Origin of the sequence: Acinetobacter sp. CE-15 (assembly GCF_051059255.1) — a bacterium.
GTDB classification, from domain to species: Bacteria; Pseudomonadota; Gammaproteobacteria; order Pseudomonadales; family Moraxellaceae; genus Acinetobacter; species Acinetobacter guillouiae.
Map to the genome: position 1 here is coordinate 4,372,487 of NZ_CP192737.1, position 21,222 is coordinate 4,393,708.

At 40.3% G+C, this 21,222-nt stretch carries 22 protein-coding genes and 5 tRNA genes; 1 reads left to right on the forward strand and 26 read right to left on the reverse strand.

What is annotated here, in order from left to right; genetic code table 11:
- Positions 1–126: 126 nt before the first annotated feature.
- From rplL to ACQ7EO_RS20220, 26 genes are all read right to left on the reverse strand, one after another.
- On the reverse strand, positions 127–492 hold the full coding sequence (gene rplL / locus ACQ7EO_RS20095; RefSeq protein WP_004718477.1) for a 50S ribosomal protein L7/L12: 366 nt from the start codon (positions 490–492) through the stop codon (positions 127–129).
- 48 nt (positions 493–540) lie between these two features.
- Positions 541–1,047, reverse strand: a complete 507-nt coding sequence (gene rplJ, locus ACQ7EO_RS20100) for a 50S ribosomal protein L10 (protein ID WP_004718479.1) — start codon at positions 1,045–1,047, stop codon at positions 541–543.
- A gap of 361 nt (positions 1,048–1,408) precedes the next feature.
- Positions 1,409–2,104, reverse strand: a complete 696-nt coding sequence (gene rplA / locus ACQ7EO_RS20105) for a 50S ribosomal protein L1 (protein WP_004718482.1) — start codon at positions 2,102–2,104, stop codon at positions 1,409–1,411.
- A 3-nt stretch (positions 2,105–2,107) separates the two neighbouring features.
- A complete protein-coding gene (gene rplK / locus ACQ7EO_RS20110; protein ID WP_004718484.1) occupies positions 2,108–2,536 on the reverse strand; it encodes a 50S ribosomal protein L11 in 429 nt (142 codons plus the stop codon).
- Between the two features lie 117 nt (positions 2,537–2,653).
- A complete protein-coding gene (gene nusG / locus ACQ7EO_RS20115; RefSeq protein ID WP_004718486.1) occupies positions 2,654–3,187 on the reverse strand; it encodes a transcription termination/antitermination protein NusG in 534 nt (177 codons plus the stop codon).
- Positions 3,188–3,194: 7 nt separating this feature from the next.
- Complete coding sequence (gene secE / locus ACQ7EO_RS20120; protein ID WP_434278540.1) at positions 3,195–3,635, reverse strand: preprotein translocase subunit SecE; 441 nt, start codon at positions 3,633–3,635, stop codon at positions 3,195–3,197.
- A 74-nt stretch (positions 3,636–3,709) separates the two neighbouring features.
- Positions 3,710–3,785, reverse strand: a tRNA-Trp gene (locus tag ACQ7EO_RS20125).
- A gap of 50 nt (positions 3,786–3,835) precedes the next feature.
- On the reverse strand, positions 3,836–5,026 hold the full coding sequence (tuf, locus tag ACQ7EO_RS20130) for an elongation factor Tu (protein ID WP_004723653.1): 1,191 nt from the start codon (positions 5,024–5,026) through the stop codon (positions 3,836–3,838).
- Between the two features lie 144 nt (positions 5,027–5,170).
- Positions 5,171–5,245: transfer RNA gene (locus tag ACQ7EO_RS20135), tRNA-Thr, on the reverse strand.
- Between the two features lie 11 nt (positions 5,246–5,256).
- Positions 5,257–5,332 (reverse strand) — tRNA-Gly (locus ACQ7EO_RS20140).
- 32 nt (positions 5,333–5,364) lie between these two features.
- Positions 5,365–5,448, reverse strand: a tRNA-Tyr gene (locus tag ACQ7EO_RS20145).
- A 53-nt stretch (positions 5,449–5,501) separates the two neighbouring features.
- Positions 5,502–5,577, reverse strand: a tRNA-Thr gene (locus ACQ7EO_RS20150).
- 98 nt (positions 5,578–5,675) lie between these two features.
- Positions 5,676–7,169 (reverse strand): anthranilate synthase component I, encoded by a 1,494-nt coding sequence (gene trpE, locus ACQ7EO_RS20155; RefSeq protein WP_004718493.1) that lies wholly within the window; start codon positions 7,167–7,169, stop codon positions 5,676–5,678.
- Positions 7,170–7,299: 130 nt separating this feature from the next.
- Positions 7,300–7,968 (reverse strand): HAD-IA family hydrolase, encoded by a 669-nt coding sequence (locus ACQ7EO_RS20160; protein WP_434278542.1) that lies wholly within the window; start codon positions 7,966–7,968, stop codon positions 7,300–7,302.
- Between the two features lie 94 nt (positions 7,969–8,062).
- On the reverse strand, positions 8,063–8,785 hold the full coding sequence (locus tag ACQ7EO_RS20165) for an FHA domain-containing protein (protein WP_004818502.1): 723 nt from the start codon (positions 8,783–8,785) through the stop codon (positions 8,063–8,065).
- A gap of 184 nt (positions 8,786–8,969) precedes the next feature.
- The gene (gene gspD / locus ACQ7EO_RS20170; RefSeq protein WP_434278544.1) at positions 8,970–11,216 is read right to left on the reverse strand and encodes a type II secretion system secretin GspD; all 2,247 of its coding nucleotides are present in this window, start codon (positions 11,214–11,216) and stop codon (positions 8,970–8,972) included.
- Between the two features lie 40 nt (positions 11,217–11,256).
- Positions 11,257–12,102: a type II secretion system protein N gene (locus tag ACQ7EO_RS20175; protein WP_434278546.1), complete on the reverse strand. Its 846-nt coding sequence runs from the start codon at positions 12,100–12,102 to the stop codon at positions 11,257–11,259.
- Positions 12,102–12,845 carry a type II secretion system protein N gene (gene gspN, locus ACQ7EO_RS20180; RefSeq protein WP_434278548.1) on the reverse strand — a complete coding sequence of 248 codons (744 nt, stop codon included), beginning with the start codon at positions 12,843–12,845 and terminating at the stop codon, positions 12,102–12,104. Before gspN ends, ACQ7EO_RS20175 begins: the two co-directional genes overlap by 1 nt.
- 163 nt (positions 12,846–13,008) lie before the next feature.
- Positions 13,009–13,335 carry an H-NS family nucleoid-associated regulatory protein gene (locus ACQ7EO_RS20185; protein WP_004718506.1) on the reverse strand — a complete coding sequence of 109 codons (327 nt, stop codon included), beginning with the start codon at positions 13,333–13,335 and terminating at the stop codon, positions 13,009–13,011.
- A 225-nt stretch (positions 13,336–13,560) separates the two neighbouring features.
- On the reverse strand, positions 13,561–13,998 hold the full coding sequence (locus tag ACQ7EO_RS20190) for an acyl-CoA thioesterase (RefSeq protein WP_419312246.1): 438 nt from the start codon (positions 13,996–13,998) through the stop codon (positions 13,561–13,563).
- A 9-nt stretch (positions 13,999–14,007) separates the two neighbouring features.
- Positions 14,008–15,201 (reverse strand): heme biosynthesis protein HemY, encoded by a 1,194-nt coding sequence (locus tag ACQ7EO_RS20195; protein ID WP_434278550.1) that lies wholly within the window; start codon positions 15,199–15,201, stop codon positions 14,008–14,010.
- A gap of 4 nt (positions 15,202–15,205) precedes the next feature.
- Positions 15,206–16,036: a hypothetical protein gene (locus tag ACQ7EO_RS20200; protein WP_034617644.1), complete on the reverse strand. Its 831-nt coding sequence runs from the start codon at positions 16,034–16,036 to the stop codon at positions 15,206–15,208.
- Complete coding sequence (locus ACQ7EO_RS20205; protein WP_434278551.1) at positions 16,033–16,815, reverse strand: uroporphyrinogen-III synthase; 783 nt, start codon at positions 16,813–16,815, stop codon at positions 16,033–16,035. Before ACQ7EO_RS20205 ends, ACQ7EO_RS20200 begins: the two co-directional genes overlap by 4 nt.
- Positions 16,816–16,828: 13 nt before the next feature.
- Positions 16,829–17,752 (reverse strand): hydroxymethylbilane synthase, encoded by a 924-nt coding sequence (hemC, locus tag ACQ7EO_RS20210; protein WP_434279643.1) that lies wholly within the window; start codon positions 17,750–17,752, stop codon positions 16,829–16,831.
- 96 nt (positions 17,753–17,848) lie between these two features.
- Positions 17,849–18,586 (reverse strand): LytR/AlgR family response regulator transcription factor, encoded by a 738-nt coding sequence (locus ACQ7EO_RS20215; RefSeq protein WP_004818489.1) that lies wholly within the window; start codon positions 18,584–18,586, stop codon positions 17,849–17,851.
- A gap of 49 nt (positions 18,587–18,635) precedes the next feature.
- Entirely contained in the window at positions 18,636–19,796 is a 1,161-nt protein-coding gene (locus ACQ7EO_RS20220) for a sensor histidine kinase (protein WP_016539114.1), read from the reverse strand.
- On the opposite strand from ACQ7EO_RS20220, the gene argH reads away from it, so the two are divergent.
- A complete protein-coding gene (gene argH / locus ACQ7EO_RS20225) occupies positions 19,787–21,217 on the forward strand; it encodes an argininosuccinate lyase (protein ID WP_004718519.1) in 1,431 nt (476 codons plus the stop codon). The two genes, ACQ7EO_RS20220 and argH, sit on opposite strands and share 10 nt — an antisense overlap.
- Positions 21,218–21,222 lie beyond the last annotated feature (5 nt).

The following is a 21,222-nucleotide window of genomic DNA, read 5'->3' on the forward strand; positions in this document are numbered from 1 at the left end:
TAAAATTGATGGTTTTTCTACCAATCAATCTAAAATCGAGCCGATTATTGTAACGCAAAAAGGCTGATGACCCAAGAGCCATCAGCCAATTTTTGGGGTCAAATTAAAATTTGACCCCTAGCGAAATTACTTAACAGTAACTGTAGCACCAGTTTCTTCAAGTTTTTTCTTAAGTTCTTCAGCTTCTTCTTTAGAAACGCCTTCTTTAAGATTTGAAGGAGCGCCTTCTACTAAGTCTTTAGCTTCTTTCAAGCCAAGACCAGTAACTTCACGTACTGCTTTAATTACAGCAACTTTGTTAGCACCGAAAGAAGTCAATTCAACATTGAATTCTGATTGCTCTTCAGCAACAGCAGCAGCAGGACCTGCAGCTACAGCTACAGCAGCAGCTGATACGTTGAATTTCTCTTCGAAAGCAGAGATAAGTTCAACAAGTTCAAGAACAGTTTTTTCAGCAACTGCGTTTAAGATTTCTTCGTTAGTTAAAGCCATGAGAATAACTCCAAATGGATATTGAATGGTGTGTGAAATTTATTAAGCTTATGCAGCTTCTGACTCGTTTTTCTCTTTGAGCGCTGTAATAAGGCGACCCAATTTCGAAATAGGAGCTTGAAGAACATTGGCAAGCATAGTAAGTGCTTTTTCTTGGTTCGGAAGATTCGCGATAACGCTAACGTCAGCACCTTGATAAAGTTTGCCGTCAAATGCAGCAGCTTTAAGTTCAAATGCTTTGTTAGTTTTAGCAAATTCTTCAAACAAGCGAGCAGCTGCGCCCATGTCATCTTCAGAAGTTGAAAAAGCTAGAATAGTTGGACCAACAAGGTTTTCGTCTAAGATATCAAATTGAGTACCTTCGAAAGCACGTTTAGCCAAAGTGTTACGCACGATACGTGTCTTAACACCTAACTTACGAGCTTCAACACGAAGTGTAGTCAATTGTTCAACTGTTAAACCTTGGTAGTCAGCAACAACAGCAGCAAACGCGGTAGAAGCAACTTCATTTACTTCCGCAACGATCTGTTTTTTGTCTTCGATAAGAAGAGCCATTGTAAAACCTCCTAACGGTGATTTATGCAATCCACGGACTGCACTCCCAATTCGTAAATCAATCTCTTGACTTACACGCGGAGGAGGAATCAATCACACCACCGCGTCTACTCAGACTGGTATTTTAAGAAGCGAATCCGAAGACTCCCCTCGCCTGAGGTCTTTGACGCTGATAAATTTACATCTATCAATTCAAAGTCCGCCTGATGATCAACAAAGCCATGCTTTATCAATCCACAAGAAGAAAAGCTCAACTTCAATAGAAGCCATCACTCTTTCTTGCGTAAAATTTGAAGTAACACTTCAAATTTCACTCAGGACTTTAAAATTCTTTTATCGTAATATAATTATTGAAAAATAATTATTTAGAAACGTTTTGTACATCAACAACAAGACCAGGACCCATAGTTGAGCTCAAAGTGATCTTTTGGATGTAGATACCTTTAGAAGTCGCAGGTTTTGCTTTCTTAAGGTCAGCGATAAGCGCTTCAACGTTTGAACGAACAGCTTCAGCAGTGAAACCTACTTGACCGATCGCAGCGTGGATGATACCCGCTTTGTCTACACGGTAACGTGCTTGACCAGCTTTTGCATTTTTAACTGCAGTTGCTACGTCAGGAGTTACAGTACCCACTTTAGGGTTTGGCATTAAGCCACGTGGACCAAGGATCGTACCTAACTTACCAACAACACGCATTGCATCTGGAGCAGCAATAACAACGTCGAAGTCTAAGTTACCCGCTTGAATGCTTTCAGCAAGATCATCAAAACCAACGATGTCCGCGCCTTCAGCTTTAGCAGCTTCAGCAGCAGCGCCTTGAGCAAACACAGCAACACGTACAGTTTTACCAGTACCTGCAGGAAGTGTAGTCGCGCCACGAACAACTTGGTCAGATTTACGAGGATCAACACCTAGGTTTACCGCAACATCCAAAGATTCTTTGAATTTTGCAGCAGGTAGGCTGCTAAGAACTTGTACTGCTTCTTCCAAAGTGTAAACTTTGTTTGCTTCAATAGCTGCAGCAATGGCTTTTTGACGTTTAGTTAACTTTGCCATGTCTTATAGCTCCACTTCCAAGCCCATAGAACGCGCAGAACCAGCAATGGTACGTACACGTGCGTCTAAATCAGCACCAGTTAAATCTGGTTCTTTAGTAGTCGCAATTTCTTCTAACTGAGCGCGAGTCAACTTACCAACTTTAGTTTTGTTTGGTACAGCAGAACCCTTTTGGATACCAGCAGCTTTCTTAAGAAGAATCGCAGCAGGTGGAGTTTTCATGATGAATGTGAACGACTTATCGTTGTACACAGTGATCACTACAGGAATTGGAAGACCTTGTTCAACTTTTTGTGTAGCAGCATTGAATTCTTTACAGAATGCCATGATGTTAACACCACGTTGACCTAATGCAGGACCAATCGGTGGAGATGGATTCGCTTTACCAGCTGGAACTTGCAGCTTGATATAGCCGTCAATCTTCTTAGCCATTTCAAATTACCTCTGGGTACAAACGCCTTTTAGAGCTCCCCAACATTTCAAGTAACGATACCGTTACAACAACAATGCCCGATCCATAACAAATCGGGCGCTTTCAAACAGTGCAAATTAAATTGTTTTTTCGACTTGGCGAAATTCCAATTCAACTTGAGTTGGTCGATTAAATACATTAATCGTCAACGTTAAACGTGATTTTTCGTACTGAACTTCTTCCACCACACCTTTAAAGTCTGTGAATGGACCGTCAGTAACAAGTAATTCTTCACCCGGCTCAAACATCGTCTTAGGACGAGGTGCTTCACCTTTATTGTGTACACGTGCAAGAATCGCATCAGCTTCTTTTTGCGTAATTGGTGCTGGCTTTTCAGCTGTACCACCGATGAAACCTAATACTTTTGGACATTCTTTAACAATGTGCCAAGTTTCATCATTCATTTCCATTTCGACTAACACATAGCCAGGAAAGAATTTACGCTCTGATTTACGCTTCTTACCATCCTTCATCTCTACCACTTCTTCGGTAGGAACAAGGACTTCACCAAAACTATCAGCAACAGCGCTACGCTGGATTCGATCATTAAGTGAACGCATCACTTGTTTTTCATAACCTGAATAGGCATGAATAATGTACCAACGTTTCATAGCTCTCTTACCCGATAATAAACTTCATAAACCAACCGATGATATAGTCAAAACACCACAAAATAATTGCGGCAACTATAACAACGAGGAGAACTTGCCATGAAGTGGTTACTGTTTCATGTTTCGTAGGCCATGTAACTCGACGTAATTCGATACGAGAGTCTTTAAGCAAACGAACAAAGCCTTTGCCTTGATGGGTGGCGTATAATAAACCTAAAGCTACGATGATACAAGCTAAAATTACCCCAATACGCACCCAGACACTATTTGCAGGTGCCCAATACGCTGGAAGATATTGATTTGTCATCAACGCACCGCCAAATAAAGCCAATGCTATGATCCACAAAATAAAATCAAATGGAGAACTTGTCTTCACCATTTCAGCAGAATTGTTGCTTTGAGGAATTGCCGCGCCGCCCATTGCGTCACGTGATTTATCATTCGACATTTTTGTACTCGTCGTAGGTTTCGCGACTTATTATATGACCAGTTTAGCCGACATCAAGTTTTTTATTTAAAAAATGGCAGGTCAGGAGGGACTCGAACCCCCAACATTCGGTTTTGGAGACCGACGCTCTACCAATTGAACTACTGACCTATAAACAAACCGAGAGCCTAAACTCTCGGTTAGAACAAACATATTAGCGGTTATGCAGTTACTTTAGCAACTACACCAGCACCAACTGTACGACCACCTTCACGGATCGCAAAACGTAGACCTGGGTCCATTGCGATTGGGTGAATTAGTTCTACTGACATTTCAACGTTGTCACCTGGCATAACCATTTCAACGCCGTCTTGTAATTGGATTGCGCCAGTTACGTCAGTTGTACGGAAGTAGAACTGTGGACGGTAACCGTTAAGGAACGGAGTATGACGACCACCTTCTTCTTTAGAAAGTACATATACTTCTGCGTCGAATTTAGTGTGCGGCTTGATTGTACCTGGTTTAGCAAGTACTTGACCACGTTGTACGTCTTCACGCTTAGTACCACGTAAAAGAACACCACAGTTCTCGCCCGCACGACCTTCGTCAAGAAGTTTACGGAACATTTCTACGCCAGTTACAGTTGTTTTAACTGTATCTTTGATACCAACGATTTCAACTTCTTCGCCGACTTTAACGATACCAGATTCTACACGACCTGTTACCACTGTACCACGACCAGAAATAGAGAATACATCTTCGATTGGCATCAAGAATGCTTTATCGATAGCACGTTCTGGTTCTGGAATATAAGAATCAAGCGCTTCAACAAGTGAAAGTACAGCTGATTCGCCATATTGACCAGCATCACCATTAAGTGCAGCAAGCGCTGAACCACGGATGATAGGTGTGTCATCACCTGGGAAGTCATAAGTAGAAAGAAGTTCACGAACTTCCATTTCTACTAATTCAAGTAATTCTTCATCATCAACAAGGTCACACTTGTTAAGGAATACAAGAATATAAGGTACACCTACTTGGCGAGAAAGAAGGATGTGTTCACGAGTTTGTGGCATTGGACCATCAGTCGCAGCACATACAAGGATCGCACCGTCCATCTGAGCAGCACCAGTAATCATGTTTTTAACATAATCGGCGTGACCTGGGCAGTCTACGTGAGCGTAGTGACGAATTGGAGAATCGTATTCTACGTGTGAAGTATTAATTGTAATACCACGTGCTTTTTCTTCTGGTGCAGAATCGATTGCTGCGTAGTCTTTAGCTTCACCGCCGTAAGTTTTTGCACAAATTGTTGCAATTGCAGCAGTTAAAGTTGTTTTACCATGGTCGACGTGACCAATTGTACCCACGTTTACGTGTGGCTTATTACGTTCAAACTTAGCCTTAGCCATTTGCTCTTCCTCGTTTATGTCGAACACGAGTTAAACAACTCAGCATCGACAATCGTCTAAAAAACTAGACACCTAATACTTGAAAAGCAGACTAATAAGCCTGCTTTTGAGAAACTGGTGTAGAATAATCTACCAAATTGTATCTGGAGCTCTTATCGAGATTTGAACTCGAGACCTCTCCCTTACCAAGGGAGTGCTCTACCACTGAGCTATAAGAGCATCATCTTCGATGGAGCGGGAGACGAGGGTCGAACTCGCGACATGTAGCTTGGAAGGCTACCGCTCTACCAACTGAGCTACTCCCGCTTAATGTTGGTAATTACCACTTATCGAAGTAATGGTGGTGAGAGAAGGATTCGAACCTTCGAAACTTTCGTGGCAGAGTTACAGTCTGCTCCCTTTGACCGCTCGGGAATCTCACCTTTACACTTACTTTCAGTGTCGTTCTTCAACATTATAACACAAAACCTTAAGATGGTGCCGGCACACGGATTCGAACTGTGGACCTACTGATTACAAGTCAGTTGCTCTACCAACTGAGCTATGCCGGCGTTTCTTAGTGTTTCGTACGTTTCGTATCGGAACGGTGTGCAGTTTAGCAAAACTCAGAATCCTTGCAAGTGTTTTTTGCAAAAAAAACCTCAAAAACTCATAAAATCAATCCGTTTGACGATAATTCAACCGCTTTGATCACTGCGCGAGCTTTTATTTGGGTTTCATTCCACTCTGATTCAGGATTTGAGTCGACAACCAACCCTGCACCAGCCTGTACATAAACCTTATTTTCACGAATAACACAGGTTCTGATCGCAATCGACATGTCCATTTCGCCATGCCAGCCCAAATAACCCACTGCACCACCAAAAATTCCACGTTTTACCGGCTCAACTTCGTCAATAATTTCCATTGCACGAATCTTTGGGGCACCTGAAAGCGTCCCTGCTGGAAAAGTTGCCTTAAAAACATCCAAAGCATCGACATCATCCAACACTTCACCTTGTACATTGGAAACAATATGCATGACATGTGAATAACGTTCGATCACCATTTGATCAGTCACTTGCACTTTACCGATTTTCGAGACACGCCCCACATCATTACGGCCTAAATCAATCAGCATTAAATGTTCCGCAATCTCTTTTTCATCAGAAAGCAAATCTTTTTCAAGCGCCAAATCTTCTTCTTTGGTTTTTCCTCGTGGACGTGTGCCTGCAAGCGGACGTACAGTCGCGATCCCATTTTCGAGTCGAGAAAGAATTTCCGGTGAAGACCCTACGATATGGAACGGCTTTTGATCTAAAAGGGTCTGGCCTTGCACCAAAAATAAATACGGTGATGGATTGAGATGTCGTAATGCGCGATAAACCTGTAAAGGCTCACCATCAAAATCCGACACCATACGATGCCCAGGAACAACCTGCATCACATCACCAGCACGGATATATTCTTTAACTTTCTCAATTGACTCAAGGAATTTGTCATGCCCAGTCAGTGACTCAAAATGCGGAGCGGTATGTTTTTTGGCAACCAAGCTGATTGGCATAGCCAATAATGCCTCAATCTCATCCAGCTGTTGCTGAGCCTTGGCATAAGCCTCTGTATCATTAACATCTGCATGTACGATTAAAAACAAAGTATCTTTTAAGTTATCAAATACAATGACGGTTTTAGACAACATCATCCATAAATCTGGCAGTCCAACGGGATCCGCCTCAGGCACATTCTTTAACCGTGGCTCAATATAACGTACTGCGTCATAACCAAAGTAACCCACCAAGCCGCCAGTAAAATTAGGCAGCGCGGGTAAATCTTGCTGGGTGGGTACTTTAAACTGCGCTTGAAAATCACGGATATATTGAAAGGGATCTGCACATGGCTGGGTATCTATCGAGCCATCTACCGATTTGATCGTGAGCTGTCCTGCATTACAGGAAAATACGATTGATTCACCCAGTCCAATAATTGAATATCTTGCCCAGTTTTCGCCACCTTCGACAGATTCAAAAAGATAAGCTTGTTGATGCTGTTTTAAACGAGCAAATACAGACAATGGCGTATCTGTATCGGCTAAGCGTTGGCGGTATACAGGGATAAGGTTATAACCCGCTGATTTTAGTTGTTCAAATTGCGCTAAGGTTGTCATCAGGAATTCTCTCTATTTTCGATAATACTAAGTATGGATGTCTCTGCATTTCACTTAGTGACGCCATCGAAAAGTGCGTTTGCTATTCATTCCTCTTCCCTTTTTTCGCAACAATTTAAATATACAGGTGTTAAGCCAAAAGCTCTGTTAAATCATCCACCACTTGTTGTGGCTGACAGAGTTGAATATCTTCACCGTGATTATAACCATAGCTGACCACAATACAATCAACCTCTGCACGGCGTGCAGCCTCGACATCATTACTTGAATCGCCAATCATCAAGGTTTTGTCAGTTGATGACTGATAAGTTTCAACACAATACAACAATGGTTTTGGATGTGGTTTACGCACTTCAAAACGATCACCACCTATTACATCGACAAAATAGTGATCCATTTGCAATTCTTCTAGAATTTTTCGTGCGGGCTGTTCTGGTTTATTGGTCACACAAATCAATTTCTTATTGTTTTCAATTCCCCATTCTAAAAACTCTAAAATTCCAGAGAATGGTTTGGTATCAACACAAGGCTCTGCATTGTAAATTTCCAAGAATGTATCCAAAAGCTGTTGATGCAGTAGAGGATCCACCTCACCCTTTAAATACTTCAATGTACTTTCACAAAATAATGAGGTGCCTTTACCAATCCAAACCCGAACCTGTTGTTCAGTGACTTGGGGTAAGTTCAAACGCGCTAGACTTAAGTTCATGGCACGATATAAATCAAATGCTGAATCAACCAAGGTCCCATCCAAATCAAATAAAATCAGTTCGCGTTGGTCTAGCTTTGCCACATTCATGATTTACACCTAAATCGAGTTTTAATTTTTAAAAACGAAAATACAAAAAACAAAGGCATGCGATTGCATGCCTTGAGTGTAGCGCATTCGCAAATTATTTAAACAATAGCCATGCAATAATTGCCAAAATGATCAAAATCACCAGTGTTGCCAAACCTAACTTTGCATTTTTCTGGGTTTCGACGTGTTCTTCTGCAACAATCTCAGGTGCTTTAACCTGCTCTACTTTTGGCTGTGTAGCCGCATGAATATCCACACCTTCTGGAATTGGCGCAGGTTTAGGGATTGCTACACCAGACGGCATACCTTCACGGTTGATTTGCACACTGCTATCTCGTTCTGAAAGCTCAGGCATGCCCTGTTCATTCATCTGATCTGCCACTGTACGTTCTACTGGGGCAGCTGGTTTAATTTCAGCAGTCGCCACAGCCTCAGCAGGTTGTTGAACTGGCGTTTCTACTGGAACTACAACCGGTTGAACTTCGACCTCAGGCGCTGCCTGTTCAGTTTGCAAAACAACAGGTTTTACCGGTGCAAGTACATTAAATTTAACACTGGCAAATTGAACAATATCACCATCCATCAACAGTTTATCTTGATCGATACGGATATCATTCACAAAAGTACCATTGGATGACTTTAGATCTTGAACCCAAAGCGCATCTTCTTTTAATAAGAATGCAGCATGGCGACGTGAAATTTCCGCAGCTTGTAATAACAGGTCTGCATCTTGATGGCGTCCAACCAGCATATCACGGTCAATCGTGACTTCCTGCCCTTCTAACTCACCTGTAATTGCTTGTAATTTCCAAGTCATGATTATCTTCCCATTCTAATTCAAGTCTATCTTAGCATGACATTTCTACAGTGCTAAATCAGCGTAAAACCAAGCTTTATGTTGTCCACGCCACAACAGAACACACCACAATACTTTAACAAGCTATTTTAAATATCAAATAAAGCATGCGATTAGAAGCACTTGTTACGCGAAGCCCACAATGCTACTGCTTACGGATATCATTTGGTTCCTCTGCAACGGGTGTAGTCACTGCATTGCCTTGTACTGCACTTGTCTTGGCACCTGTAGGCACTTTTTGATACTGACTTGATGGTTGTGCTGTCGGTTGCGGTTGTACCAGCTTAGGCTGCGAACTTGGTGTTGAGCTGATCGGTAGTCGTTGCTGAAAAACATCATCCACATTGGCTGGGAGTTTGGCAAAATTACCATCTTTATCCATCGCCAATTGCAGACTATACAGCTGATCATAACGTTGTTGAGATACACGACGTATATCAGCGTTATCACCAATTATCGTTGGATGGATAAACACCAATAAGTTACGTTTAGCATTTGATTTACCTTCCGCTCTAAATAAACGGCCTAAGCCCGGGATATCACCCAAGAAGGGTACAGACTGACGCGTATGAGCTGTATCATCTGAAATCAATCCACCTAACACCACGGTTTGCCCATGATCCGCAAGCACAGAGGTCTTGATCGAGCGTTTACTGGTGACCAAATCCGTTGCCTGTCCTTTATTTTCAGCAACTGCAGAGACTTCTTGCTCTACCTCTAAGCGAATCGAACCGCCCTCACCAATATGCGGAATTACCTTTAAGGTCACCCCCACATCCTTACGTTCAATTGAGGTATATGGGTTGACGGTGCCTCCTGTCCCAGTACTGACTGAACCTGTAACAAATGGAACGTTTTGACCAACGACAATATACGCTTCTTCATTATCCATTGTGACAATTGATGGCGTAGATAATAAATTTGACTTGGTGTTGGCTTTTAAAGCCTGAATCACTGCACCATATAATTTACGAGAACCATCAGCACCTTCTCTATAATCCCCTAAAATCAGAGATGTACCTGCACCAACAGCACTACCTAAACCAGCCGCCCCACCTGACAGATAGCCTGCTGCCAATTTTGATAAACTTGTACCCACATTTGAAAAATTGACAACACCCACACCACTACTTAGATCACCCATTGCCCATTGCACACCGAGTTGATCAGTATCATTACCCTCAACCTCAATAATCGTCGCTTCAATCAATACTTGTTGACGACGGACATCGAGCTGTTGGATGGCAGCCTCTATTTCTCGCATCAGTTGTGGCTCAGCTTTAACCACCAACGCATTTTGAGCACCATCTGCAATAATGCTCACACCATTGGCATTAAAACTGGTGATATTATTTTGATTATTGTTATTTGAATTGCTGTTTAAATTAATTGCTGGTGTTGAAATACTGCTTCCAGTGCTTGAGCCGGTATTCGATGATGAATTGTTATTATTAAAACTGTTGCTATTGCTGTTGTTAGAACTACTATTAGAAGAATTATTTGAACTAGAATTGACTGCCTGACCAGTAACCAAACCTTGTAAAATTTCAGATAAATTCTTTGCACTGGCATATTTTAATTTAAAGACTTTAAGACCGCCTAAACGATCTGCAGAAGGCACATCCAACATTTCAATCATATTGCGGATACGTTTACGTGTACCTGTATCCCCTTTAATCAAAATACGGTTGGTCCGTGCATCAGCAATAATACGAACCCTTGCCCCAGCAAAGTCTTTCGATGCGCCTGTCGAACTCATGGCATCCAACTGCTTAATGATCTCTTCAGCTTGACTCTGTTGTAAAGGAACAGCTTCAATATCATTTTGCCCAGTACCATCCAAGTTGCGAATAATGGTTTCAAGTTGATAAATATTCGCTGCACGATCAGACACAATTAACGCATTGGTGCCTTGTATGGCCGCCAAATGCGCAAATTGTGGCATTAAAGGACGTAATGCGGGGATCAAATCATTGGGGTTGGTATTTTCCAACCAAATCACCCGTGTTACAACCTGATCACCACGTGCATTATTGCGTGGGTCATAAGGTACACCCGAGTTTTTTACATTACTGTCCGGTACCAAGCGAATGGTATTCCCCGATGGAATAGCCACCACACCATTGACATTCAGCACCCCTAAAAATAGGTCATAAACTTCATTTTTATTTAGAGGTTTATTTGAAATAACCGTGACATTGCCACGTACACGGGGATCGACCGCAAAATTTTTGCCCGTAATATCTGCAACTTCGTTGATAAAAGCCGTGAGATCAGCATCGCGTAAGTTAATTTTCCACGTCTGTGCATGTGCTGCTGTACTGACCGCAACCATCATTGGTGCCGCTGCAACTAAAGCCCAAAGTGGTCGATTGTGATTCAAAAAAGCCATAACTATTATCTATCCTAATTTTATTTGTAGTCCTAGCCACTTACAAACTTTGCTGAATGGTCATCACCTGATCACCACGCTTAATTTCAATTTTTACTTTGCCATCACGCTTTGCTTGTTCTAGCAGCTGAACATCACTCTGTCCTTGACCTACTGATTGTCCATTGAGTGAAAGAATACGATCTCCAGATCTTAATCCCAGTTTATTTCGGAGCGCTGCGGGGGTCTGATCTGTCACTTCATAGCCTTGACCGCCACTTGCGTTAACCCCCATGTTCTTTAGGTATTCGTCCCGATTTTCATTCATCTTCTCAATCGCCTGCCCTAAAGCATTTTGGCTTGAATTTTGTTGTGGCGATGGCGCAGGATTACTTACTGGCGGGCTGGTATTTTGATCTGTAGATTGCCCTGGCATAGGCTGATACAAACTATCCAGCCCGGTAAAACGTAACTCTTTACTGTTATTTCCATTTTGACTTAAAACAATATGATCCCAATATACTTCGGATAACTGATAACTGGTACCCTCAATTGGATCACCCACCGCATAACGATCTGCTGTTTCTTTGACTTTAATCACCGCTGAAGAGAAACGCGCAGGATAACTCACGACCACACCTTGCAAGACCATCGGAATACTATCATCTGCAGTCGCACTAGAACCCACTTCCTCAAACAATGAAAAGCTTGAAATATTGGGCACTTGGATTTGTTGTGAACCTAGACTCACTTGCTCTGGTTGCATGACTTGTGGCGGTGCAACCACCCACCAAAAAATCGAAGCCAGTTTCCAGCACAATGCTAAAATTAAAAGAAATAAAACAACAGGCGCAAGGTGCTCTGTTTTTTTCCAAGAAATATTTTCAAAGCGTTCTTTTATATTCATTAGAAACCACCTTGAATGAGTGGTTGTCTAGAACTAATCACAAAAGTATCTAAACCAGCCTTTCCATCATAGGAAGGCACATTGAGTAACATGCGTTGGGTTAATTGCACATCTAACATCATGGTTGGATCTAAGCTGATATTGGCCATTTTCTGGCTACGTTGATCTTGTATATCCAAAATCAGTTTACCCGCCTCATCTTTAAGTTGTGCATTTAAAGACGGGATATTCATTTGATCTTGACGCTGTCCAAAAATATAACGAAGCTCACCACCACCCCAATGCAATTGACCATCTACATCACTAAATCCAGTGTCTTTTTTAAAACGTAGGGTCATATCTGAAATTTGAATTGCATTCGCTGGCCACTGCCAATTTGCAATATTCTTTAAAGTTTCTGGTGCAATCTGACCTTGCATCTGATTAATAATTATTTTTTTACCAATACCATAGCCGACAACCCCATTGAGCTGAGTTTGCCCACTATGCACTTCAACATTTGCACCCACACGTAATAAAATCAGATCCCACGGGCGTGTTCTCCACGAAACGGAACCACGTAAATTACCCTTGCGCCAATCTGCTTGCCCTTGCCAAATATTTCCACTGACATTTTGTAAGGTTTGATTGTTCTTATAAAATTTAGAAATCAGCCATGTTGCAGGGACTTGCAAAAGTACAAAAATTAAAAAAGCGACAACTCCAGTAATCCACCACGTGATCTGTTTTGATTTTTTATTCATTCATCTTTACCATCATTCATTTATTCTTCCATGCAAGATGATGCCCTCTTGTTTATACATTATGCATAATTTTTGCATAACGCCAATTCACTCGTATAAAAAAACCAAGCAGATTTGCTTGGTTTTTTGATTTTAAGGTCTTTGAATGACACTTAGATGAAGATTAGATCAAGAAATCTTCTAATTTTGCACCTTTTTCGATTTCTGCAACCAACCAGCGTGGTTGTTTACCGCGTCCAGTCCAAGTTTCAGAAGTATCTTTTTTATTGCGGTAACGCGGCTCAACAGCTTTACGCGTTGTCTTTTTACGCTTTTGCGCGCCGTATTCAATAAACTGTTCTAAAGTTAAACCAGCAGATTGCGCAATTTCAATAATTTTATTATAGGCATCTTCAACTGCTTGGTCTTTTTTACTTTCAATTAAAGCTTCTGCTTCAGCTGTTAACTTTCTTAACTCTTCAACCGATAAATTACTAATATCAGGCATCATTAACTCTCCACGTAAATTTCTTAATACTTATTTAAAATAACTTCATAGCAATAGTATTTTCATTTATTCCAATAAGCAATACATATATTCCCCAATAAACACATAAAACAACAAAAAGATTATTATAATTACCTCAAAGCGCTTATTTTTAACATCAAAATAAAGCGAATGCAAAAGAATATGCTGTCTTATGTTTTAAATATAATGATGATAATTGAGAGATTTTTATGTATTTTTCAAATCATTATGCACTGTAGCTTCTAAATCAATTATAATTTTTCGCAACTGTTGAGGAATTAATGCTTTTTTCATCGCTACTTTATCGACAAAAACAATAACTGCTTCTCCGTCCGCCACAATCTGCTGTTGTTGCTGACTGAATAATACATAATGCATGCGTATAGCACTATTTCTCATTTCTTCTACCCGCGCACCAATATGTAGCACATCAGGATAAAATACAGGTTTTAAATATTTGCATTGACTTGAGGCAACCACAGTTAAAACATCTTGGTCAAATACATTTAAACGATCAAAATATTCAATACGTGCACTCTCAATATAACGATAATACATCACATTATTTACATGACCAAAAGCGTCCATATCGCCCCATGCAACCTTTTGCTCATAAACGATCGGGAATTGTGTCAATGAATTCATGCTGGGTTCTCAAATTTTAAATTGAATATAATTGCTATCTTTTTCAAAAATTGAATTCAATTGTTGAATTAATTCATCATTTCCATTTAAAGTGGACTTGATCCTTAAATAATTCATTAGAATATCATTTGGATATAATGACAGAAGTTGACCTGCTTCATATTCCCGCTGTGTTGCAATATATATATGCCATTTAGCAAAGCAAAAAACAGGAATGTTCATATATTTAGATTCAAGATTTATAATCTGTTGCTCTAAATACTCATAATCTGGATTCTGTCTAAGCAACTGTTGCTGGAACCATAAGTGGAACACATCTTGGTCAAATTTTTCATTAAGTATTTGAATCACCAGCTGCTGTTGTTGCTGAGCAAGTTCGGGTAAGCGGGTAATAATTTTTAGCCAAAGCACTTTTGTCTCATAAGGCATTTGATCGAGTTGCGGTTCTATCTCTAAAAATTTTTGCTGTAATAGTTCAGTATCTTCAAAACTTGCTTGGTCATAACAACCCAAAAGCTGTATTAACCACTGCTGTTTAGTCGCAGTTTCTAATTGTCCAAATTGAGTTGAGTGTAAATATTGCCACGGATATTGCAGGGCAAATTGTCCCCATAATTTTTGCACGGACAATTTATAACTTTCTGAAAGCTGATTCAGCCACGGCGAAAGTTCATGTCCATTTAAAAACTCTAAATGGGTCAGCGCTTGTTGACTGTCCTGTTGGGTCAAATAAATTTCGATACGTAAGATTTCCGCCAATTCAAATGCGGATGGAGAGCTGTGTTCTAAAGCCTTTAATGCTTCTGAATAATGCAGTTGTTTGAGTAATAATCGGGATTGCACAATCGGCTTTAATAAACCAGATTGATCAAAAATCGTTTGAATCACCTGCTCTTGTTCATCTTCACCATCTAATAACCACAACACACCAAACTGTTCAAATGGGTGCAACGTGCTAAAACTCAGTACTTGTTCTAATTTTCTTTTTTCTCTACGAATATAACGATTGAGGAAATACCATGCCACATGCATCAAAAAACTGATGCCAATACCAGCAAATGTTAAGAACCATAAATTGGTTTGAACTTGAATATTGTGCCAGAGCACATAGACATAACCTGACCCTGCGGTATAACTCAATACACTCAGTACAGCCAGAATAATCAGGCTAATAAAGGCATAGATCAGAAAAATATGTTTCATCGATCTACCCCAAAACAGCCAAGCTATTCAGCTTAGGAATCGGTGGCTGCGATGTTTGCTTCATTTTTAATATTTTTTGCTTAATCTTCTGACTAGCAGCATCGGGTAATATATCCAATTGTTGAATCATTTGATTCAGCATCTCTTGGTATTCAGCAGTTTGCCCTTTGACTAATAATTGTTGCGCCAGTAATAATCTTAATTGGACTTCTTTTAAAATAAATTTACGGTTTGCCAATGCAGGCGTGTTTGTTTCAACAATATCGACTTGAAACCATTTTTCCCAAAAGTATTGCGACTGATCTTGATCTGGTTTTAGTTGATTATTTTTCAATTCAGTGATGAGTGCTTGATCAACTTGTTTAAGTAAAGCCTCTAGTTGATCTCGCTGGGCATTTCGTTCAATCACAAAGTGTTGAATACTCTGTATATCTTGCGCAATGGTTTGATGTAAGCTTTGTTTTACTGCATCTGCCAACGCATAATGATCTAAAGATTGATTTAACTGAGTAAGATGCTCAAGTGCATACACAAACTGTTGTTGTTGCATAGCAAATTGCACCAACTCTAGTTGCTGTTTAACCACTACACTGGGATGAATACCAGCAATAGGCGTTTGAATCGAAGCGGTTTTCTTTGCCACCTCTTGAGTCGGTTCATCTGTTTGTCGTTTTACTGCCACCAATTGATCATTCAAACTGGCATTCTTTTGTTCACTTTTATGCAGCGTTTGTTGAATATCATTGAGCTGTTGTGAAACATGATAGAAGTTATAACTCAACTTAATAAGCCATCCTAAAGCGATCAACAATAAGACATAAATAAACTTCTTCATAACTTCCTTTGCAACTGCACTATGGTTTGTAGAATGGTTTCTGGCGCTAAATTTGAAATTTGAGTGCTATTCAAACAGGCCTGAGCTGCATTTTTACCATGTCTTAATAATTGATACAAACGCTCACCCAAAACTAAATAATGACAAGCACTCACGATCTCTTGATGATCTCGGGTCAAAGCCAGCCAATTGTGCCAACTGGCTTCACTGCTGATACAACTCCAATAGGGCTTTTCAAATTGCTCAATTTTGCTTACAAAATCTAAAAATTGTGCCTGAGTTTGTTGAGGAAATGCGCGGTCATATAAAATAAAGTTTAAAACATCAATATGACGCGCTTGGCATTGTTGCATCATAAATTGACGCCCACCTTCACCACGCCAAAACGCAATTCTCTTGAGCTCTTTTACCTGATTAAACAGCGCTAAGCTTAGCATGCCTTCGGATGTTTCCACCGCAGGAACATGGCTTTCCACCCCATAATCTAAGAGTCGTTGCGCAGTTTTTTTACCTACAGCAATCCACTGAATATGTTGGATCTGTGCAAGCGATAGACCCGATTGCTGAAGATATTGCATACCAATCTGCACAGCTGTAGGACTGACCACAACAATAATTTGAGTCGATAACAGCTGTAAATAAAGTTGTTGTAATGTGTTGTTATATGGACGTGGTGTTAATGCCAATAATGGCAGATCAACCACGTCAAAACCTGACTGGCGCAGACATTGGGTTAATGGCTGAGCCCGATCAATGGGACGCGTATTAATAAATAGCATTGAAGCCTAAAAACTAAGCTTGATAAAGTGCTTTGAGTATTTCTCCAGCACCTTGTTTAAGTAGGTTTTGTGCAAGTTGCACACCTAACTGCTCTGCTTGATCTGGCGTACCACTGACTTGGCTACATAATAGCGTTTGGCCGTCCGCACTCCCTACACGCCCTTCCAAAGACAATGTTTGATCCTTCAATGTGGCAAAACCTGCGATAGGCACTTGGCAGCCACCTTCTAGATAAGCATTAAAAGCACGTTCAGCACGGACACAGGCATTGGTTTCAACATGCATTAAAGGCATGATTAAATCCAAAATCTCTTGATCACCTGAGCGGCATTCTAAACCCAATGCGCCTTGACCTACCGCAGGTAAGCTTATTTCTGCTGGCAGTGTATGACGAATACGATCTGAGAGTTCTAAGCGTTTTAAGCCTGCACTGGCAAGGATAATGGCATCATATTGACCTGCATCTAGCTTGGATAAGCGTGTTCCAACATTGCCACGTAAATCAATCACATTTAAATCAGGGCGCTGTTTTAAAATCTGACATTTACGGCGTAAGCTCGATGTTCCAAGTGTTGCGCCTTGTGGTAAATCTTCAAACTTTGCGTAATGTTTAGAAACAAAAGCATCAAAAGGATCTTCACGCTCGCAAATGACCGCAAGCTCCAAACCTTCTGGTAATTGCATCGGCACATCTTTCATGGAATGAACGGCTAGATCTGCACGACCATCCATTAAAGCAGCCTCTAATTCTTTGACAAATAAGCCTTTACCACCAATTTTGGCCAAAGGTGTATCTAAAATTTTGTCACCTTGGGTTACAAAGGTAACCAATTCTACTTTTACATGCGCGTGTAATTGCTCTAAACGATCACGAATATGCTCAGCCTGCCACATTGCGAGCGGGCTCTGGCGAGTTGCTATTTTCAAGGTTTTCATCATTTCAGCTTTGCCAAACTTTTAAACACTCTAAACTTACTCTGCAATCGTAAAAATGCAAGTAAATTATCAAAATGATTTAAGCTTCCCATCAAACTATAAATTCTGCATCCGTTCGCGCAGTAACGGTAAGTGACGACGACTGACTGCCAAACGCTCGTCTAATTCGCGGCATCGTACCTGATACTGCCCAGAGGACACCATTTCCAACCCATCTAAATAATCTAGAGAAATTAAAGCATTACGATGAATACGAATAAATCGATCTGCGAACTCTGTTTCTAAATCTTTGAGCGTTTCATCAATAAGCACACTGCCATTTTTATGGCGTACAGTGACATATTTTTGATCTGCTAAAAAATAGTAAATATTTTCAACAGGAATTAGCTCCAAACCTCGATAGGTTTTTGCAGCAATTTGCTGTCTTTGCACTTTTTCTTCCATGAGTTCTTTTTTTTCTAGGTGAGTTAATTGAGCTTGAGTCAGTTTAGTGACACTCTCCAAAACCGTTTCCAAATCATCCTTGGCAATTGGTTTTAATAAATATCCTTTTGCTTGAGATTGAATGGCTTGCAAAGCATGTTCATCAAATGCCGTACAAAATACGATGGCTGGCGTCGGATTAAAATGTGCTAAATGCTGCGCACAGCTTAAACCATCCATTTCTGGCATTTGAATATCAAGCAACACCACATCTGGCTCGAACTGCTGAACCATTTCCAATGCCTGTTGACCATGTTGCGCTGTTGCAATAACCTGATGCCCAAGTTGCGACACCAATCGTGATAAGCGTTCCACTGCAAGCGGTTCATCATCACAAATCAGGATGTCCATTGCTCCTCCTTACCCAAATATATCGTCTTTATTTTAATGAATTTCCCAATCATCTATTTTTATACTGATATTGGATTACCATTGTAAATAATCCATTCCCTGCATAATTCCGAAAATAAACAGAATCGCCAAAATGTGCTTTTAGACGCTGTTTTACATTTTCTAAAGCAATTCCATGCCCTTCTCGTACTTTTATTCTATCTTGTAAAAATGGGTTGGTAATGACTATGTTGACTTGATTTTGCAATATTTCAACCAGTATGCCGATCTTGGCATCGATAATCTTTTGCTCAACCCCATGAAAAATACTGTTTTCAATTAAAGGTTGTAAGGTTAATAAGGGAATTTTGACCTGATCTAATAACAGCGGTTGTTGAATATTCCATTCCACATTTAAACGATCTCCCAAACGAATTTGCTCTATTGCAATATATTGTTGAGATAACTGTATTTCTTCTTTTAAGGTCACGAGCTTTAATTCTTGAAAACTGGCTCTAAACAATTTGGATAAATCTATCAGCATTTGTTCAGCTTTATCAGGATCAATCGCAATTAAACTCACCACGCTATTTAAACTATTAAATAAAAAATGTGGATGAATACGTGCTTGCATGGCCTGAATACGCGCATTCAATTCACTGTTTTGCTGCAATACGGCTTGTTCACGGATATACAAGTAGCGTAAACAAAATGCGCCCAGTAATACCCCATAGCTGACATGCAAAATAAGATTATGCGAAATGTCTTGCATGGAAATATTTTGTAAAGAAAAATGCGTCCCCCAATAATGAATAATATTTAAAACCAGTGTTGTACACAGCACAATCGCCTGTAAAAGGATAAAACTGAATATTGAAATAGATAAATAGGTATATTGCGATAGCCTCTTTTCAAATACATCCTGAAAAGCGGCAAAGGCCAATAATATCCAATTAATATATAAAATATATTCTAAAACATGCCAAAGATTTAAATTGCCCCATGATTGTGCTTCGGCCAATGCCAATAAAAAAGCCAATACATTACTAGAGATAAATAATTCGAATAAATACTTGCGATGCCCCATTTTGCTAAAAAAATAAGACTGATAAAAACCGCGCCCAGATTTTATTGATGAATGATTGCGCTTTACTTCGGCAAGTGAGGCTGAATTTGTTATACTGCGTTTAGTTCTACTGCTTTTTTTCCTACTGAGCCGATATGACCACATCTTCTAATTCCTCTAATCCGTCACAAGCCCAAACTTCAGGCATGTGGGGCGGTCGTTTCTCTGAAGCTACTGATGCCTTTGTTGCTGAATTTACTGCATCAGTTCAATTTGACCAACGCTTTTATAAACAAGATATTGCTGGCTCGATCGCACATGCGACTATGTTAGCAAAAGTTGGTGTCCTTACAGAACAAGAACGTGATGACATTATCAATGGTTTAAACACAATTAAAGCTGAAATTGAAGCAGGTCAATTTGAATGGCGCATTGATTTAGAAGATGTGCACATGAATATCGAATCTCGTTTAACTCAGCGTATCGGAATTGCAGGTAAAAAATTGCATACCGGTCGTAGCCGTAATGACCAAGTTGCCACAGACATCCGTTTATATGTGCGTGACGAAATTGATGCGATTTTGACTTTACTGGAAAAATTACAAAAAGGCATCTTGGGCTTAGCAGCGAACAATACTGACACCATCATGCCAGGCTTTACCCATTTACAGACTGCGCAACCTGTGACTTTTGGTCATCATTTGATGGCGTGGTTTGAAATGTTGGTGCGTGACTCTGAGCGTTTAATCGACTGCCGTAAACGTGTCAACCGTATGCCTTTAGGTTCAGCTGCGCTTGCTGGAACAACGTATCCTATTGATCGTGCTTATACTGCAGAATTGTTAAACTTTGAAGCCGTTGCTGAAAATTCTTTAGATGCGGTATCTGATCGTGACTTTGCAATTGAATTCAATGCTGCTGCATCTTTAATCATGATGCATTTATCACGTATGTCAGAAGAAATGATTCTTTGGACTTCTGCACAATTTAAGTTTGTGAATATTCCTGACCGTTTCTGTACTGGCTCATCGATCATGCCACAAAAGAAAAACCCAGATGTTCCTGAACTGATTCGTGGTAAAACTGGCCGTGTCTATGGCGACTTAATGAGTCTGCTAACCCTCATGAAGGGTCAACCTTTGGCTTATAACAAAGACAACCAAGAAGACAAAGAGCCTTTGTTTGATGCAATTGATACAGTGCGTGGTTCATTGATGGCTTTTGCAGATATGATTCCTGCACTTGTACCAAATATTGAAATCATGCGTGAAGCGGCTTTACGTGGTTTCTCTACTGCAACAGACTTGGCTGATTACCTTGTAAAAAATGGCGTTGCTTTCCGCGATGCACATGAAATCGTAGGTAAAGCCGTGGCTTTAGGTGTGCAAGAATCGAAAGATCTTTCTGAATTAAGCCTTGAGCAATTACAACAATTCTCAGATTTAATTCAAGCAGATGTGTTTGAAAAAGCATTAACCCTTGAAGCATCTGTCAATGCGCGTAATCATATTGGTGGTACTGCGCCTGCACAGGTTGCTGCTGCAATTGAACGCGCTTATATCCGTTTAGAAAAACTTTATGCATAAGGAGT